The following is a 17,179-nucleotide window of genomic DNA, read 5'->3' as shown; positions in this document are numbered from 1 at the left end:
TTTACAAGGTTCTGGTCGCAAAGCGCAATAGTGGTTTTGCGGGCCGGCCCAGACACCGACCCGTCGGAACCAAAACCAGGGGAACCGGTAGTACCGGCGGGTCAGTGGGGCCATAATCGATGGCATCGCTGGGGCTTACGCGTCCGCACCGGATGGCTCAGGTCGGTCATGACGGGCGGGCGGGCTCGGGGTGGAGGAACCGCCACGCCCGAGTGGCCGCGTGGAGATTGAACCGGATGTCGACATCACGCAGGTCGTATCCGGTCAGCTCACCGATCCGTGCCAGTCGGTAGCGCAGCGTGCTGCGGTGGATGTGCAGCGCCTTGGCGGAATCGTCGTAGTTTCCGCCACTTTCGAGATGCTTGCTGAGGGTGAGGACCAGTTCCGACTTCTTGGTCGCGTCGTAGTCGAGAAGTTCGCCGAGCCATTCCCGAACGAAATCTTCGACGGCTCCGCGGGTATGGGCCGCATCGACGAGACGATAGAACCCGAGCTCTTCGAAAGCGGAGGCGCCCGAGGGCGTCGCGGAATGTAGCCGCACGTTGAGTGCTCGCTGGGCTTCGGTGAACGACTGCGGGATGCCGGAGGGCGAATCGCACCGTGCTCCGATTCCGATGGCGCATGTCGCCGTTCCCAGCAGTTCGCTCAACGTCCGGTGAAGCGCGCGCGGGTCCGGGCGACCGGCGGCCAGGAGAACGGTCAGTTGACCTCGTCGGCCGCGGAGGGCGGGGATGTTCAACGTGGCTGCGGCACGGGCAGCAGCGGCGGCGAGGGAATCGGCGTTTCCTGAACTGTGCACCACGATCACGTGGTGCGGACGCCGGAGGTCATGGCCCAAGGCTTCGGCCCGCGCCAGCGCGGCGTCGTCGTCGATGCCGGCAAGGAGGTCTTCGAAGAGTTCCCGGCGAACGCTCTCTTCGAGCTCGACGAGGCTGCGCTGATGCGACAGTTCGTAGCCCAACATCGTGCAGGCGAAGTGCAACGCGAAGATGTCGTCGTCGGTCACCTGCATCCGAGGGTCGATGATCGCCAGGACGCCGAGCTGATCTCCGCGAGGGGCCAACAGGACCGCGACGCGATCCTTCACTCGCATGGGTCCGTGGTGGGCGGCCAGCGCGGCGAGCTGACGCAGACGCTGTTGCGGGTCCGGTTCCGGATAGCGTGCCGACTGCCCAGGTCCGGACCAGCATCGAAGATTGCCGAACTTGTCTTCCAGGGCGATCGGCAGCCCCGTCAGCTCGTGGAGAGCGTCGGTGATCGCGTGCTCACCCCCGCCGCCGGCCAAGGCGGCTTCGATGGTCTCGTGGACTATCGACCGGTTGCGCAGCTGTCGCCGTACGGTGGCCAGCTCATTGGTCGCTGTGGCTAGTTTCTCGACGAACGTCTCACCACGGTGTTGGAGGACGCCGTAAGCCAACGCTGCACCAGCCTGATTGGCGAGCACCATCAGCAGCTGGATGTTGTCGCTCGACGGGTGATCGACACAGCTGACGACAAGGGTTCCCTGGACAATGCCGCGATGACTGAGGGGGAATGCCCACGCCCAGGCACGGCCGGGTAGCTCCACAGATCCGTTACCGCGACAACCGGTGACCAACTGATCCATGTCCACGTGATCGTCCAGACCCGGGGATAGTCGATCCCATGACTCGTCGACGCACCGGTACGCAGCTTCGAATCGACAAGATCCCAGGCGGGGCACTGCGGCCTCTGCCTCAGCGAGAACATCTGCGGCGCCCGGCAATTGGAAAGCCAGTGCGGACAGGACAGCGAGCTCTCCCGATGGCGGGCCCGTTCCACGCGGCGCGGAGGCCATGACAAAATCCCACTCGATCAGAATCACCATCGCGAATCGCCACTTCTTGACAGCTCGCGCTGAAACTGCGGTGCCCGTGTACTCGCCGCAGCACGTCGTACGAGGGCCCCCGTACCCGCGCGGCGTGCACTCAAACCAAGATCAATGGTCCCGGCTCACTCGACGAGAGGCCGCCCGAGCGGAAGTGCGCGTCCGCCCGTCTCCTCCCACAGCGATGCCGCATAGAAGTAGACGACAAACGCGACGAACACGAAGATCAGCCAGCCGCCCAGATGTGTGGCGCCCGCGCTGCCGGTGAGATTGCCGACCAGCAGTGCGGCGAGTGCTGCATCGACGACCAGCAGCAGGACCGGATAGGTCCAGGGCAGGCGCAGCAGCAGGACGGTCAGCAGCCCGATGGTGACTAGCCAGCTCGTCAGCCACAGCGCCACCGTCCCCGCCGCATCAGCCGGGGCGATTCCGAACCAGTCGTGGGTGAGGCCCAGTGACAGCACCGCGTAACTGCCGTAGAAGCCGAAGAACGTGCCGTAGACGGTGGCGTTGACGTTCTGCCCCAGTGCGGCCGCCCAGATCGTGGCGATCAGGAGCCCGACGGAGGTGGCCGACAACAGCACGGGTACCGCCGCGGCCGAGACATCGAGGATGCCGGTGTTGGTCACGCCGAGCCCGAAGCCGCCGGCAACGATCAGCGGGAGCGCGACAAGGCCGGGGTTGCCTGGGCGGACGTCCGCATCGCTTGATGCTGCGGCATCGTGGAAGGTCGGTGGGGCGTCGGGTATTGCGATGTCTGTCATGGGAATTCCTTGGGATCAGCTGATCGTCTGGGGTGCGGCCCGGCGCAGGCGATCTGCGAGGGATACCAGGCGGCGCATGTCGAACACCGCTCGAAGCTAACCGCGTCGTCGACCATCGGGCAGGGTTGTGATCACCGCGACGCCAACGGTCGGTCAGTGCAAGTGGACCGCAGGGCCACAGCCCGTGGACTGAGGTCCTCATTCCTCGCCGAGGTGACCAAAGCCCCGAGACATCGACACACCGCCGGTCCTAGCGTCGAGACAGCAGACGAAAGGTGGCGCGATGACTTCTCAACACATTCCCAGACCCCGCGGACTCGTTGCGGCAGTGGATGGCTCACCGACGTCGGACACGGCGGTGGCCTGGGCTGCACGTGAGGCATCACTGCGCGACGTTCCGCTGACCGTGGTGTACGTCGAGCCCTCCGATGAAGTCGGCCCGTGGCTCGATCTGCCCATTTCCGAGGAGTACCTCCAAGAACGCGACCGGGAGTCCAACGACATCGTCTCCAGGTCGGTCGATCTCGGCGCCGCTGCATTGACGGGACGTCGATCCGTTCCGGTGGAGAGGGCCGTGTTGCGAGGCCCGCTGATGCCTTCCCTGCTCGACCTGTCCAAGGACGCCGACATGATGGTGGTCGGCTGCCGAGGGCTGGGACCGCTGGAAGGTCTGCTGCTGGGGTCCACGAGTTCGGCGCTGGTCCATCACGCACACTGCCCGGTCGCCGTTGTCCACGAGCAATCCGATGCGGCGACCGCGGTCACCGCGCCGGTCGTGGTCGGCGTCGACGCCTCGCCGGCGTCCGAACTGGCGGTCGCGATCGCCTACGACGAGGCGTCGCGGCGCGGCGTCGAGTTGATCGCCGTCCACACCTGGATGAACAGCGCTGATTTCTATGTCGACGCGACCGCCGCGGACGTGGCGAAGCAGGCGGATGAGGAACTGGCGCAACGACTTGCGGGGTGGGGTGAGCGCTATCCCGATGTCGCGGTGCGTCGGGTGGTCGGTCAGGACAGCGCCGCGCACAGGCTCATCGAAGAGTCCGTGTCCGCGCAGCTGCTGGTCGTCGGCAGCCATGGCCGTGGCGGTTTCGCGGGTCTCCTGCTGGGCTCGGTGAGCTGGGCGGTGGTGCAGTCGGCGAAGATCCCGGTGATCGTCGCCCGACAGTCATGACGCCGGACGCGACGGTCCACGGCGGAGAAGGCTGTGTCGTCGTCGGAGTCGACGGCTCGCCGGCATCGCTGAACGCCGTTCGCTGGGCCGCCGCAGAAGCCACCGCCGAAGATGCCGTTCTCCGTCTCGTCCATGTGACCGCCCAGGCGCCCGACCCGCCCGACGCGGACCCGGTGTTGATTCGAGCGGAACGCGTTGCCGTGGACGCTGCGGGTTCGGTGCGGGTCGAGCTGGCGTCGGTGAGGGGCGTTCCCGGTGCGATTCTCGTGGGCGAATCCGAGCGGGCGGCGATGGTGTGCATCGGGTCCCGGCACCGCGAGCACCACAGTGGCGCGGCGCCGATCGGTCCGACCGCCCTGACTCTGGCGGAGGGAGCCCACTGTCCGGTGGCGATCATCCGGACGCGTCGAGACGGCACGCCGCAGACCGACGGTGTCATCTCGGTCGTCCTGTCGGACGAGGCCGGTAACGACGATGTCGTCCATCTCGCCATGCACGAGGGCCGGCTGCGGCACGCGACGGTGCGCCAGATCGATCGACGAGCGCTGAGCTGGATTCGGCGCTATCCCGATGTCCATGTCGAGACGGTCGCCGCCGGCACCGGCGGCCACTACGACAGGGGTGACGAGGCAGATGGCGGCGTCGGGCTGGCGGTGGTCGGACCGGGGGACGCGCGTCGGCTCGCCACGATGGCCGCGCCGAACTGCCATCCGATCCTCGGGTATCCGGATTGCTCGTTGCTGCTCGTCCGGACGTGACGGACTGCTCGCCGGTCAGTCGTCGCCGGCGGGCTCGCAGATCAGGACGTTGAAGCTGAGATCCGGCGCGGATGACGGCGGTGTGGACGACATCAGTTCGGCGATTCCGGCTCCGCGACCGTGCGGCACGATCGCCAGCGCGATCTCGTCCCGGTGTCTGGCGAGGTAGTTGAGGATGTTGCCGGGTACGGCAACGGCGCGGGCATCGAGACCGGGATGGTGTTCCCGCCACGCCGAGAGACGCCGCTGCAGGCGGGTCCGCACCATGCGCGTCATCGTGGCCGACGAACCACCCTGGACATCGGGATAGCGTGCCGGCCAGGCAGTGACGACGCGCAACGGGATCCCACGCAGCAATGCCTCGTCGATACCGCGTCGCAGCACCAGATCGCCGGCCGCGGTGTCGTCGACCTCGGCCACCACACAGCTCACGCCGGCGGCCGCGGAAGGAGAGTGAATCACCGCCACAGGGCAGTTCGCCGACCGTGCCACGGCCAACGCAGTGGACTGCCTGTGGCCGATTCCCGCGTGCACACGTCCCGAGGAGCCGATGCACAGCATGGCAGCTCGTCGGGCCTGGTCGAGTAGCACCTGTGTGACATCGCCTGAGGCGATCTGGGTCTCGACCTTCACCTGCTTTCCGGTGGCCTCGATGGCTGCGGCCGCGGTGTCGACGATGTCGGATGCGCGGTCGATGTCGTCTGTCGTCGTCGGTCTGTCACGGTGTGGTACGGCGTGAAGCAGCCGGAGAGGGATGTCCCGACTCACCGCCTCGTCGATCGCCCACAGCGCGGCGGCTGACGCCGAACAGGAGCCGTCGACCCCGACGACCACGGCTGGCGCCTGATGCATGGCTCCTCAATCCCTGAAACTCAAGACCTCGGACACCGGACGGCGCGGCGTCTTCGGGGTGAGATCGTCATGACTGCAGGAGGATCCGATGCGGACCAGGACCTGCGGGATGCTCTGCGAACCGGTCAGCGCCGACACGATGCGGCGACTTGCCTGCACCTCGGTCAGGTGGGACAGGGTGCACGTCGCCAGCCCCGCTATCGTCGCGTCGAGCAGGATCGACGACAACATCTCTCCGCACCGCAAGAGGCTGTCGCGGGTGTTGTCCTCGGTGGACAGCACGACGACTTTGCAGTCGTCCGTGGCGATGTCGGGAAGACGATCTCCCGTGCCGACAGTGGGGAAATCACGGCCGATCGCGACGCGCTCGCTTTCGGCCGGCGAGAGCAGCGCGCCGGTCGGAATGCCTTCGCTGATCGCCAGAGGGGTTGTCCACCCGAAGAGTTCGGCGTGATACGCGGAGTCGTAGCGGCGCGTCGAGCGAGCCAGCTCGGAGGCCCTGATCAGATCCGATCGGGATTCGTCGGGCAGCACGACCATGTCCACGCCGGGCCAGTCGTGCGCCGCGGGCAGCTGCTCGAGGAACTCGAGGAAACCGTCCCAGTGCGGCGGGGCGGCGAAGGGCAGCCGGTCGGTGCGCCGTCGCCCGATCGCCTCGGCCCGCTCCCGATACGCCTCGGCGACGAACCCGGCCGGCCGGAAGTCGATGTCACACAGATGGTTCTGATTGTTCGGATTGGGGAAACGGTCCGCCGTGGCGCGGTAGCCCGCGGCGGCCATCGACACCCGAAAGTGATCCAGCACGGCGCCACAGCTCACCACGAGTTCCCTACCCGAGGTATCGGTGTAGCGCGGAGCCACCTCCGTGTCGAGGAACAGGGACACGACATCGCCGGTGCTGATCCAGCGCCAGGGCTGGCTGTTGTGCAGGGACGGCGCGCGGCACGCGAGTGCCACTGCGTCGGTGAGGACGTCGAGGTCGACTGTCACGCCGTGCATCGTCAGATCTCCTCCTGTGTGTCGACCCCACGATCCGCTCGACATGCCCGAGCAGACAGGGTCGATGGTCCCCAGTTGTCGGACATCGGTGCTCTGTTGTCGGCCCGCGCCGACGTGCACAGTCGAAGGATGACAGCGAGGCAGGACGGGGCGGACGGACTCCCCGCGGCGCCCTGGGCCACTCCGGGCAACCTGGCGGCAGAGGTGTGCGAGACCCACACCGGCCTCGTCGTGCTCGTCGGTGATCGCGCATACAAGACGAAGAAGCCCGTGCACACCGACTTCCTCGATTTCAGCACCGTCGAACAACGAGAGCGGGTGTGTCACCGCGAGGTCGACCTCAACAGCCGCCTCGCCCCGTCGAGCTATCTGGGGGTAGGGCACTTCCGTCAACCCGACGGCACCGAGGAGCCGGTCGTCGTCATGCGCAGGTACCCCGATGCCCAGCGGCTGGCCCATCTCATCGGCACAGGAGTTGCTGCCGGTCCGTGGTTGATGACGATCGCGGCAGACCTGGCGCGATTCCACGCCGGCGCGCGTCGCGGCCTCGCTATCGACGCCGAGGCAACCCTGTCGGCCGTGACCGACCGTTGGCGTCAGAACCTGAACGAGTTGCGGCGATTCGTGGGTCCGGTGATCGCCGGTGACACGCTCGACGAGGTGGAAAGCCTGGCGATGCGATTCCTCGCCGGCCGAGAATCATTGTACAAGAACCGAATTGCGGAGAATCGCATCGTCGACGGCCATGGCGACCTCCTCAGCCAGGACATCTTCTGCACACCGGAGGGGCCGGTTCTCCTCGACTGCCTGGAGTTCGACGACCGACTGCGGTACGTCGACGGGGTGGATGATGCCGCATTTCTCGCCATGGACGTCGAGTTCCTGGGGCGTCGCGACCTCGCTGAGGCTTTTCTCGAGGAGTACTCCCGGCGGGCCGGCGACGATGCGCCGGCATCGCTGCAGCACGTCTGCATCGCCTACCGCGCCGTCGTCCGCGCCAAGGTCGACGGTGTGCGGGTCCAGCAGGGGCACGCAGAGGCCGGCCGGGACGCGCGTGCGCACCTGGCTCTGTCGTTGGCACATCTGAAGGAGGGGTGCGTCCGCCTCGTCGTGATCGGAGGTGGCCCGGGAACCGGAAAGACCACCCTGGCGCGCGCCCTGGCGGTGACAGTCGGCGCTGTGGTCATCTCGACCGACGACGTACGGCGCGAGATGCGGTCGGTGGGCGAGATCGGCGGCGCAGCGAGGGAACTCGACCAAGGTCTCTACTCGTCGACCAATGTCGCCGCTGTCTACGACGAGGTGCTCGCCAGAGCGCACACCTCGCTTGCCGCAGGACATTCGGTGATCCTCGACGGCACCTGGCGCAACGCGGCGCAGCGTGATCGGGTCCGCTCGCTCGCTGCCCAGACGTGCTGCCCACTGGTCGAACTCCTCTGCACCTCTCCAGTCGGTGATGCCGCGGCCAGGATCGCCCACAGGGGTACGACGGCGTCGGATGCGACGCCCGCGATGGCCGGTGCACTGGGCGGCTGGACGGATCAGTGGACCACCGCCACACCGATCGACACCACGCGCGAGCTGGCAACCAGTGTGGCCGAAGCGCACAACGCGTGCATCAGCGCGATCGAGCAGGCCGCGGACGCTCCCGTTGCGGCGCATCCTCGTCGACGAGGGTGAAGTAGTTCTCCTCCTCCTGCACGAAGTGCAGGCGCAGCAGGGCGTACAGGCCGTACAGGCACGCGAGGACATCGTCGCGCTGCTGCGGCTGAACACCGCCGGCGGCCTGCGCCAATCGGAGATGTTCACCGACCCGGTCGGAGAGCCGCTGGATCTCGGCGTGGGTGCGACTCATGGTGGCGGTGGCTTCGCTGCTGTGCAGCGGCGCGGCCAACGCGGGATACAGGGTCGCCTCCTCGGCGTGCTCGTGAGGCAGGATTCGTTCTGTCAGCAGTGCCTGAACCTGTGAAAGTGACTGCAGGGCAGTGCCATCGGTGGTGCTGGCCAGCCGATCCGCGGTGGTGCGAATCTGCCCCAGGCTGTCCCGGAGCTCGTCGTGCTCTGCAGAGAACCGTTGCACCATCTCCTCGGTGTCTGCTGTCAGCCTCTCCTGCGCACGCGGATCACCCCGCAGCGCGCGCAGAGCGTTGAGGATCACTGCGACGTCGATGGCTTCCTGCAGGAGCGCGCCCGGTGCCGGCGGAAGCCACCCCAGCGCAGCGACGCTCATCGCCAGCAGCGACAGCGCCATGCCGACCCCTGCACTCTGCACGGCGATGCGACGCGACCAGCGCGCGATGTCCATCGCGTCGGCCAACCGGTCGAGCCGGTCGGTTGTCAGCACGATGTCGGCGGCCTCGGAGGAGGCGGTGGCGCCGCGCGCCCCCATCGCGACCCCGACGGTCGCGGCCGCCAGCGCCGGCGCATCGTTGATGCCGTCACCCACCATCACCGTGACCGCCCGTTCCCTTTCGGCGCGGACCGCAGCGACCTTGTCCGCCGGTGTCTGATGGGCGTACACCTCGTCGAGGCCGAGGACGGTCCCCACTTCGCGGGCCGGTTCCAGACGATCGCCGGTCAGCATCACCAGCCTGTCGAACCCTGCGCGCCTGAGCCGCCGCATGGTGCGGGGGGCCTGCCGCCGCAGCGGATCGTGAAGCAGGATCGCCCCCGTGGGTTCTCCATCGATGCACACCCAGGAGATCGCCGCATTGTCGAGGCGGGCCTGATTCATCGCGCCCTGCGCCCACACCGCGGTGACCCTGTCGTCGGTGAGCCTGCCCACCGCGACCCGTCGACCGTCCAGGGTTGCGGTGATCCCACGCCCGGGCTCTTCTGCGGCGTCCGAGGGCAGAGACAGCGTCTCACCGCGTGCCAGCGCCTCGGCGACGATGGCCTCGGCCAGGACGTGTGGCGACACCTGATCCACCGATGCGGCGACGCGCAAGACGTCATGGGCATCGGCGCCCGGCGCGGCGATGACATCGGTGACGGCGGGTCGGCCCATCGTCAGCGTCCCGGTCTTGTCCATCACCAATGTCGATGCGTGCCCGAGGTTTTCCAACGCTCCGCCGTTGCGCACCACCACACCCGCGCGTGAGGCCCGCGACAGCCCGGAGACGATCGCGACGGGCGCGGCCAGAAGCAGCGGACACGGGGTGGCCACGACCAGGACCGCGACCGCTCGCACCGCGGATCCGCTTGCCAGCCAAGCGGTCCCCGCCACAACCAGCGCGAGGGGCAGGAAGTACGCGGCGTACCGATCGGCGAGGCGAACGACGGGTGAGCTCTCCGCGCTCGCCTGTTCTGCCAGCAGAACGATGCCCGCGTAGGTGCTCTCCTCGGCAGTGGCGCCGGCGCGCAGCTCGAATACACCACCGGCGTTGACGACCCCGCTGCGGACGCTGTCGCCCACCGCGCGTTCCACGTGGACCGATTCGCCGGTCAACGCCGACTCGTCCAGCACGGCCGGCGCGTCGATCACGCGTCCGTCGACCGGCACCACATCGCCCGGACTGATGACGAGGACGTCGTCGACGCACACATCGGCCAGCCCGACGATCTCGACCTGGTCGCCACGTCGGCGCCGGGCGAATCGGGGTGCGCGCTCGAGCAGTGCCCGCAGGTCGTGCGAGGCGCGGCGGGTGGCCGCGGCGTCGAGAGCCCGCCCGCCGGCGAGCATCACCGCGATGAGCGCCCCGGCGAGATACTCGCCGACCAGCAGCGTGCCACCGAGGGCGAGGACGGCGATCAGGTCGACCCCGAGCCGCCCGTGGCGCAACGCCACCAGGACCCAGACGACGGCGGGCACGATCGCGATCGCGGTACCGGCCGCCCAGCAGTACTCAGCCGTGGCCTGCGCGCCGAGCAGCCACGCGACGCCACCGGCGCCGAGCGCGGCGATGGTCGCGACGACGAGTGCCGGCTCGAGGTGGGGCCGGTACCGATCACGCACGGTGTCGTCCGTCGCGCACCACCGCGACAGGGGTCGTTGCGCACTCGGCGACGGCGGCGCTGATCGAGCCCAGCAGCATGGCCGGAATCCCGCCCCTGCCACGACTTCCCACCACCACCAGTTGAGCCTGCTTGGCCTCGTCGATGAGCCAGCGGGCGGCCTTGTCGCACACGATGCGGCGAACGACACGAACGTCGGGATAGGCCTCCTGCCATCCTGCGAGACGTTCGCCGAGAATCTCGTGACCTTCGTCTTCGCGCTGCTGCCAACTCATTCCGACGATCGGGAACACCGCGACATCACTCCAGGCGTGCAAGGCGATCAGGTCGACGCCGCGCCGGGACGCCTCCTCGAATGCGAACGCCGTCGCCGCCTCGGACGCAGGTGACCCGTCGATTCCCAGCAGGACGGGGAGCTTGCGATCTGTTCCGCGTACCGCACCCTCCTTGACGACGACGACCGGGCACTCCGCGTGGTGCAGCATGGTGCGACTCACCGAACCGAGAGCCACCCCGCCCACCGGTCCGAGGCCGCGGCTGCCGATCACCATCATGTCGGCCTCGCGTGATGCGTTCGACAACTCGGTCACGATGCCGTCGTGACGCACTTCGATCCGCACGTCGAGCTCCGTGTCCCCGAACGACTGGAGGGTCTCCTGGCTGCGCCGCAGCACATCCGCGGCGTTGTCCTCCTGCCACTGGTAGAAGTCGGTGACGACCGGTTCGATCGGCCAGGTGACGACGATCGGCGACACGACGTGCATCACCGTGACGGGCCTGCGACGAAGGGTCGCTTCCTGTGCGGCGAAGCGCAAGGCCGCATGCGACTCCGGAGACCCGTCGACGGCGACGAGAATTCCGAACTCCCGGTTCGACGACATGAACCGTTTCCTCCCTCGTGGGGGCGTGTCAGCGCACGATCAGGGCCGAGGACGCCGAATGGTGAAATGCCGGATGGCCTTCTCCGACGATCTGCGCGAGCTGGCCGGCCTGGTTCCTGCCGATGACCGACAGCAGCACGGGTTCGTCGTGGCCCCGCAGGAAGTGAGACACCCCGGCGCGATCGGGGATGGGATAGACGTGCGCTCGGGGGTACCGCCTCTGCCAAGGGTCGAGCTGCTGGGCCAGGGGATCGGACGTCGTGTCGTCGCCGAGAGCCAGCACGGGCACGTGGCGGAGGGTGGCCTCGCGAAGGGCGTGTTCGACGACACTGTCCTTCTCGGGCTGATCGGTCATCGCGACGACGATCCAGGTCAATCCGTGCTCGTCCGGGCTGGGGTCGGGTCGGATCACCGCGACCGGGCAGCACGCCCCCTCGGCCAATTCGGCCGCGGTCGAGCCCAGGACGGACCGGGCGTAGCGGCTGATTCCGACGGTGCCGACGCAGATCATCTGCGCCTCTTCTGATTCGCAGAGAAGTGCTTGCGCCGGTGGTCCGGAAACGACCTCCGTCTCGACGGTGAGTCGTTTGCCGGTGGTGTCGATCGCGGTGTGTGCCTGCCGGAGCGCGGCATGGCCGCGACGCACATCCTCGGCGTAGTCGCCGGCGCGCTGATGTGCCTTCTTCGTCGCGTACACGAGTCGCAGTGGGGCACCCAGTGATTCGGCTTCGTCGGCGGCCCACAGCGCGGCGTGCACCGCTGTCTGCGACCCGTCGATGCCGGCGACGACCGGTGCGGAGTTGCGCATGTCAGTCATGGTGGTCTCCGTTCTAGGAGCAGGTTAAGACGATCCACGGCGGTTGTTCAGGGCCGTTGGTCACTGATCGCCGAACGCTGCGAGACTCAGGGCCGCGGAAGTCTGTCCGAGTGGCTGAACCGGGAGGCGCGTCGATGTACCCGATGTGCGTGTCCGCGGGTGCGGAGAGGTTCGCCCGGCGGTCGAGTGGGCTCGGCGTAGAACACGGTCTTGGTGACTTCGACGAGCACCAGATAGCCCACGGTCAGCCCCGCCAGCGCAGCGAAGAACTGCCACGGAAGCGGCGTGAACCCCAGGTGGCCGGCGACGGGGGACAGCGTGAGGAGCACGCCCGCGGCGATCGCCGTGCTGGTGGTCGCCACCAGCGCCACTGCCGGTCGGCTTCGGAAGAACGGCACCATCCTGGTGCGGATCGCGAAGATGATCAGAGTCTGCGTGGCCAGCGATTCCACGAACCATCCGGTACGGAACTCGACGGGCCCTGCGTGGAGTGCGCCCAGCAGCAGTCCGAACGTCAGGAAATCGAACAGTGAACTGACGGGACCGAACGTGAGCATGAAGCGACGGATGAACGCGATGTTCCAGTGCGATGGTGCACGCAGTTGCGCGTCGTCCACCCGGTCGGCGGGGATGGCCAGCTGCGAAGCGTCGTAGAGCAGGTTGTTCAGCAGGATCTGGCTGGGCAGCATGGGCAGGAACGGCAACACAGCGGAGGCCGCAGCCGCGCTGAACATGTTGCCGAAATTGCTCGAGGTGCCCATCAGCACGTATTTGACGGTGTTGGCGAAGATTCGGCGTCCCTCGGCGACCCCGGCGGCGAGGACCCCGAGGTCCTTCTCGAGAAGCACCACGTCGGCGGCATCCTTGGCGACATCGGTCGCGGAATCCACCGATATACCGACGTCCGCAGAATGCAGAGCCAGCGCGTCGTTGACGCCGTCGCCCAGGAAGCCGACAGAGCGTCCGGTGGCTCGCAGAGAAGAGACGATGCGGGCCTTCTGCGTCGGTGTGATACGCGCGAAGATCGTGTGCTCGCGCACTGCCGCGGCTAATTCTGCATCACTGAGCTGTGCGAGATCAGCCCCCACCAACGTCCCTTTCGACGTCAACGACAGCTCTGCGCAGACCTTTTCGGCAACCCGTGGGTTGTCACCGGTCGCGACCTTGACCTCGATGCCGAGGCCGGCGAGTCGGTTCAGCGATTCGCGGGCCGCCGCCTTCGGGATGTCGGCGAAGACGACGAAACCGTCCAGTCTGAGCCCGGTGCCGTCCTCGGCCCTGATCCCGTTGGCCCCCGCGGCGTCCCTCGAGGCGACGGCGACGACGCGTCTGCCCTCCTCGAACAACGCGGCCAGCGTGTGACGGGCTTGCGCCCCGACACCCTCGCAACGCTCCAGCACCTGTTCCGGCGCGCCCTTGACCACCAGCAGTCGGCCGCGCGTCGACTCAGTGAGAGCCGTTGCGGCGCGGCTGGTGTGGTCGAACGGAAGATATGCCAGTCGGCAGACATCGGTGAGCGGCTGCCGTCCGGACCACAGCGCCGCGTCGAGATCGTTGGCACTGACCCCACCGGCCGACGGGTCGAGATCGGTGACCATCAGCGCGAGGTCGACCACCGCGTCCGAATGCTCACCCGAGGGTTCGACGGCATCGACGAATTCCACCCGCCCCTCGGTCAGGGTTCCGGTCTTGTCCGTGACGAGAATGTCGATGTCGCCGAGGTCTTCGATGCAGATGAGACGTTTGACCAGCACCTTGGCCGCCGCCAGGCGTCGCGATCCGGTGGCCAGGCTGGTGCTGACGATGGCGGGCAGCAACTGCGGGGTGATTCCGACGGCGATGGCCAGCCCGAACAGCGCCGAGTCGATCACGGGACGGCCCAGCAGCAGGTTGGTCACGACGATGACGACGGTCAGTGTCAGCGCCACGCGCAGCAGCAGGTAGGAGAACCGGCGCAGACCGATCTGGAAGGCCGTCTCCGGCTGCCGCTCACCCAATCCCACTGCTATGCGCCCGAACTCGGCCTCGACGCCGGTCGCGAACACCACGGCGGTGGCCTCACCGGCGCTGACCACCGTCCCCATGAACGCGACGTTGGCCGGACTCAGCTCACCCGAACAGATCGCCTCGCCCGTCTTCTCGACCGGGGTGGACTCGCCGGTCAGGATGCTCTCGTTGCACTCGAGGCCGTTGACCTCGAGGAGTCGGACATCGGCAGGCACCAGTTCGCCGAGCGCGAGGCGAATCACGTCACCGGGCACCAGGTCGGCGACATCGACACGCACGTCGTGGCCGTCTCTGATCACCACAGCGGCGTGTCGCATCGCGGAATGCAGCGCTGCGGAGGCTCTTTCGGCGCGGTACTCGTTGACGAAGCCGAGTCCGACGCTGAGTGCGAGGATGACGCCGATGATGGTGGCCTGTGCGTCGTCGCCGAGAAAATAGGACAGCAGAGCTGTCGCGGCCAGCAGGCCGAGCACCGCGTTGGCGAATTGACGGCGCAGGACGGCGAGCGCGCTGACGTGGTGGGTGCGGACCACGTTGGGTCCGAATCGGGCACGTCGCGTCGCGGCTTCGGAGCCCGTCAACCCGTCCCGTGAGGTGTTCAGCGTTGCGAGCGCCTCGGTGGCCGGCACGCCGGCGATGGTGTCCCGACTCCTCGCCGGAGCCGCCGGCACGGCCGTCATCGTGCGGCGTCGAGCAGCACGCGGCGCTCAGCGGCGGCGACGACGCGCCGCGTCGCCTCCACCGAGTCCGGGTTCACCGACACCGACGTGATGCCGTAGCGGACGAGATGCTCGGCGAACGCGGGATTGGTGGAGGGGGCCTGCCCGCACAGCGAGGACGTGATGCCGAACTTGTTGGCGATGCCGATGATTCGCCGGATGGCGTGCAGCACGGCGGGATCGGCCTCGTCGAACAGTTCGGCGCACTCCTCGGAGTCCCGGTCGACTCCCAGCAACAGCTGCGTCAGATCGTTGCTGCCGATGGAGATACCGTCGATGCCCATGCCGATGTACTCGGGCAGCCAGTGCACGACAGAGGGCACCTCGGCCATCACCCAGCGGTGCAGGCCGCGCTGCCGACCCAGCGGGCTCGCATCCACCAGCTCCAGGCACTCCTCGAGTTCCCAGCGGGTCCGGACGAACGGGATCATCAACGCCACGTTCGGCGACTGCTCCCGCACCCTCGCCAACGCCTCGAGTTCGAGGGCGAACAGGTCGGGCTCCTTGACGTAGCGATAGCAGCCGCGGTAGCCGATCATCGGATTGTGTTCCACGGGCTCGTAGGTGGAGCCGCCGGTGAGATTGCGGAATTCGTTGGTGCGGAAGTCCGTCGCGCGGTACACGACCGGACGCGGCGCGAATGCCTGGGCGATCCGTCCGAACGACGACACCATGTGCGCGACGAGGCTCTGCTGCTCGCCGCGGGCGATCAGATCGCGCGGGTGCCGGCCGCCCAGGGCGTCGGTCAACATGAATTCCGCGCGCAACAGGCCGACCCCGTCCACGGTCGTGGCCGCCACCTTCTCCGCGGACTCGGGCATCGCGAGGTTGACGTAGATGCGGGTAGCCGTCACCTCCGGCGCCACGGCCTCCACACTCGGACGCGGGCGGGCGACGACACTGGCGGCGCGTCCGGAGAGCACCTCGCCGCGGGCGCCGTCGACGGTCACGGACTCGCCGTCGTGCAGGACGGTAGTCGCGGTGCGCGCGCCCACGATGCACGGAACACCCAGCTCTCGGGCCACGATGGCGGCGTGGCAGGTCATCCCCCCGGAATCGGTGACCAGTGCCACCGCCCGCCGGATCGCAGGCAGCCAGTCCGGATTCGTCATCGGCGCGACGAGGATCTCGCCTGGCTCGAGTTGATCGCCGTGCTCTGGTGAGGTGAGCACGCGTACCGGCCCCGACGCGACACCGGGGGCGGCACCGAGGCCGCGCACGAGCACGGAACCGTGTGCCTCGACCGGCCGCGTCACGAGCCCGAGTGTTGTGATGGGCCGAGCCTGGACGAGATACGTGGCCGCACCGCTGATCGCCCATTCCGTGTCTTGAGGGCAGCCGCTGTGGTCCTCCATGGCGATCGCCATGCGGGCGATCGCGCGGATCTCGTCGTCGGTGAGGACGCGGCTGTCGGCCTGCGCATCGTCGAGGTCGACAGGCATGTCCTTGCCGTCGGGGCCCCGGACGATCTCGAATTTCTGGTGGCCCAGCCGAATATCGACCGGTGTGAGCGTGTCTTTGGAGACGACGTAGGTGTCCGGCTCGACCTCGCCGGACACCACGACTTCGCCGAGCCCGTACGCAGCCTCGATCACCACCCGGTCGCGCGCGCCGGTGCTGGGATCAGCGGTGAACGCCACCCCGGCCTTCTCCGAGTCGATCATCTGCTGCACGACGACCGCCATGGCGGGATCGTCGGTGAAGCCGCGGCTGGCCCGGTAGGAGATCACCCGGGGACTGAACAGTGATGCCCAGCAACGGATCACGGCGTCGAGTAACTCCGTGTCGCCGGTGACGTTGGTGATCGTGGCGTTCATGCCCGCGAACGAGGCGTCGGCGCCGTCCTCGCCGGTCGCGGAGGAGCGGACGGCGACCCGCGCCTGGGGCCCGAGCCCGCGGTAGGCGGTCAGCACCCCATCACGCAGAGCGCTGTCGACGCCGGCTTTGTGGACCAGCGCCTGCATCCGCTCGCACAGGTCCTCCAGGCGCGCGCCATCGGCGACGGCCGAGAGCGCTTCACGGTGCAGTGCGGCAAGCTCGGCGTCGACGCCGCCTGTGCGCATCGAGTCGCGGTAACAGCTGCGCAGCAGCACGAAACCCGGCGGGACAGGCAGCATCGCCGCCATCAGCTCACCGAGGTTGGCTCCCTTGCCGCCCGCTTCCTCGGCGTCACGGATCGACAGCGTGCGAATGTCTCGGATGTGGGCATCGGGGATCACCTCGTCCATGGCATGAGCCTGCGCCTCCGCCACGGGATCGCCCTAGCGCCTGAGGGCAGTTGGCGCCTCGACCAAAGTCCCTCATGGGCAGGGCCGTTGGACATCACTTCCCTGCGGAAGGACTTCGGCCTCTTTCTCTCGGCCGACGCTGGTTGTTGGCATGAGCAGCGCGACGAAGGGGAGCAACTG

Annotated in this window: 12 protein-coding genes; 3 read left to right on the top strand and 9 right to left on the bottom strand. The window is 67.9% G+C overall.

Features of this window, described 5'->3' with window-relative positions; genetic code table 11:
* Positions 1 to 166: 166 nt before the first annotated feature.
* Together DMB80_RS10300 and DMB80_RS10295 are read right to left on the bottom strand one after the other, a co-directional pair.
* A complete protein-coding gene (locus tag DMB80_RS10300) occupies positions 167 to 1,606 on the bottom strand; it encodes a PucR family transcriptional regulator (RefSeq protein WP_240431106.1) in 1,440 nt (479 codons plus the stop codon).
* 365 nt (positions 1,607 to 1,971) lie between these two features.
* Complete coding sequence (locus DMB80_RS10295) at positions 1,972 to 2,610, bottom strand: GPR1/FUN34/YaaH family transporter (protein ID WP_111509752.1); 639 nt, start codon at positions 2,608 to 2,610, stop codon at positions 1,972 to 1,974.
* 283 nt (positions 2,611 to 2,893) lie between these two features.
* On the opposite strand from DMB80_RS10295, the gene DMB80_RS10290 reads away from it, so the two are divergent.
* On the top strand, positions 2,894 to 3,784 hold the full coding sequence (locus tag DMB80_RS10290) for a universal stress protein (protein ID WP_111509751.1): 891 nt from the start codon (positions 2,894 to 2,896) through the stop codon (positions 3,782 to 3,784).
* Positions 3,781 to 4,542 carry a universal stress protein gene (locus DMB80_RS10285; RefSeq protein ID WP_111509750.1) on the top strand — a complete coding sequence of 254 codons (762 nt, stop codon included), beginning with the start codon at positions 3,781 to 3,783 and terminating at the stop codon, positions 4,540 to 4,542. The genes DMB80_RS10290 and DMB80_RS10285 overlap by 4 nt, the downstream gene beginning before the upstream one ends.
* A gap of 15 nt (positions 4,543 to 4,557) precedes the next feature.
* Here the strand turns inward: DMB80_RS10285 and DMB80_RS10280 are convergent, their stop codons facing one another.
* Together DMB80_RS10280 and DMB80_RS10275 are read right to left on the bottom strand one after the other, a co-directional pair.
* On the bottom strand, positions 4,558 to 5,394 hold the full coding sequence (locus DMB80_RS10280; RefSeq protein ID WP_111509749.1) for a universal stress protein: 837 nt from the start codon (positions 5,392 to 5,394) through the stop codon (positions 4,558 to 4,560).
* A gap of 6 nt (positions 5,395 to 5,400) precedes the next feature.
* Positions 5,401 to 6,393: an Acg family FMN-binding oxidoreductase gene (locus DMB80_RS10275; protein ID WP_111509748.1), complete on the bottom strand. Its 993-nt coding sequence runs from the start codon at positions 6,391 to 6,393 to the stop codon at positions 5,401 to 5,403.
* A gap of 129 nt (positions 6,394 to 6,522) precedes the next feature.
* Between DMB80_RS10275 and DMB80_RS10270 the strand changes: the two genes are divergently transcribed.
* Positions 6,523 to 8,073: a bifunctional aminoglycoside phosphotransferase/ATP-binding protein gene (locus DMB80_RS10270; protein ID WP_111509747.1), complete on the top strand. Its 1,551-nt coding sequence runs from the start codon at positions 6,523 to 6,525 to the stop codon at positions 8,071 to 8,073.
* Here the strand turns inward: DMB80_RS10270 and DMB80_RS10265 are convergent.
* The 5 genes from DMB80_RS10265 to ppsA form a co-directional block, all read right to left on the bottom strand.
* Positions 8,012 to 10,348 carry a heavy metal translocating P-type ATPase gene (locus DMB80_RS10265; RefSeq protein WP_111509746.1) on the bottom strand — a complete coding sequence of 779 codons (2,337 nt, stop codon included), beginning with the start codon at positions 10,346 to 10,348 and terminating at the stop codon, positions 8,012 to 8,014. The genes DMB80_RS10270 and DMB80_RS10265 overlap by 62 nt on opposite strands.
* Positions 10,341 to 11,228, bottom strand: coding sequence for a universal stress protein (locus DMB80_RS10260; protein WP_111509745.1), 888 nt, complete (start codon positions 11,226 to 11,228; stop codon positions 10,341 to 10,343). The genes DMB80_RS10265 and DMB80_RS10260 overlap by 8 nt, the downstream gene beginning before the upstream one ends.
* Positions 11,229 to 11,256: 28 nt before the next feature.
* Entirely contained in the window at positions 11,257 to 12,045 is a 789-nt protein-coding gene (locus tag DMB80_RS10255) for a universal stress protein (RefSeq protein ID WP_111509744.1), read from the bottom strand.
* A gap of 86 nt (positions 12,046 to 12,131) precedes the next feature.
* Positions 12,132 to 14,732 (bottom strand): magnesium-translocating P-type ATPase, encoded by a 2,601-nt coding sequence (gene mgtA, locus DMB80_RS10250; RefSeq protein ID WP_111509743.1) that lies wholly within the window; start codon positions 14,730 to 14,732, stop codon positions 12,132 to 12,134.
* Complete coding sequence (gene ppsA / locus DMB80_RS10245; protein ID WP_111509772.1) at positions 14,729 to 16,999, bottom strand: phosphoenolpyruvate synthase; 2,271 nt, start codon at positions 16,997 to 16,999, stop codon at positions 14,729 to 14,731. Before ppsA ends, mgtA begins: the two co-directional genes overlap by 4 nt.
* Positions 17,000 to 17,179 lie beyond the last annotated feature (180 nt).

This window comes from Mycobacterium kyogaense (genome assembly GCF_003254575.1).
Classification (GTDB): Bacteria; Actinomycetota; Actinomycetes; order Mycobacteriales; family Mycobacteriaceae; genus Mycobacterium; species Mycobacterium kyogaense.
Note: the sequence above shows the minus strand (reverse complement) of the source record. Positions and strands in the feature narration are given on the sequence as shown.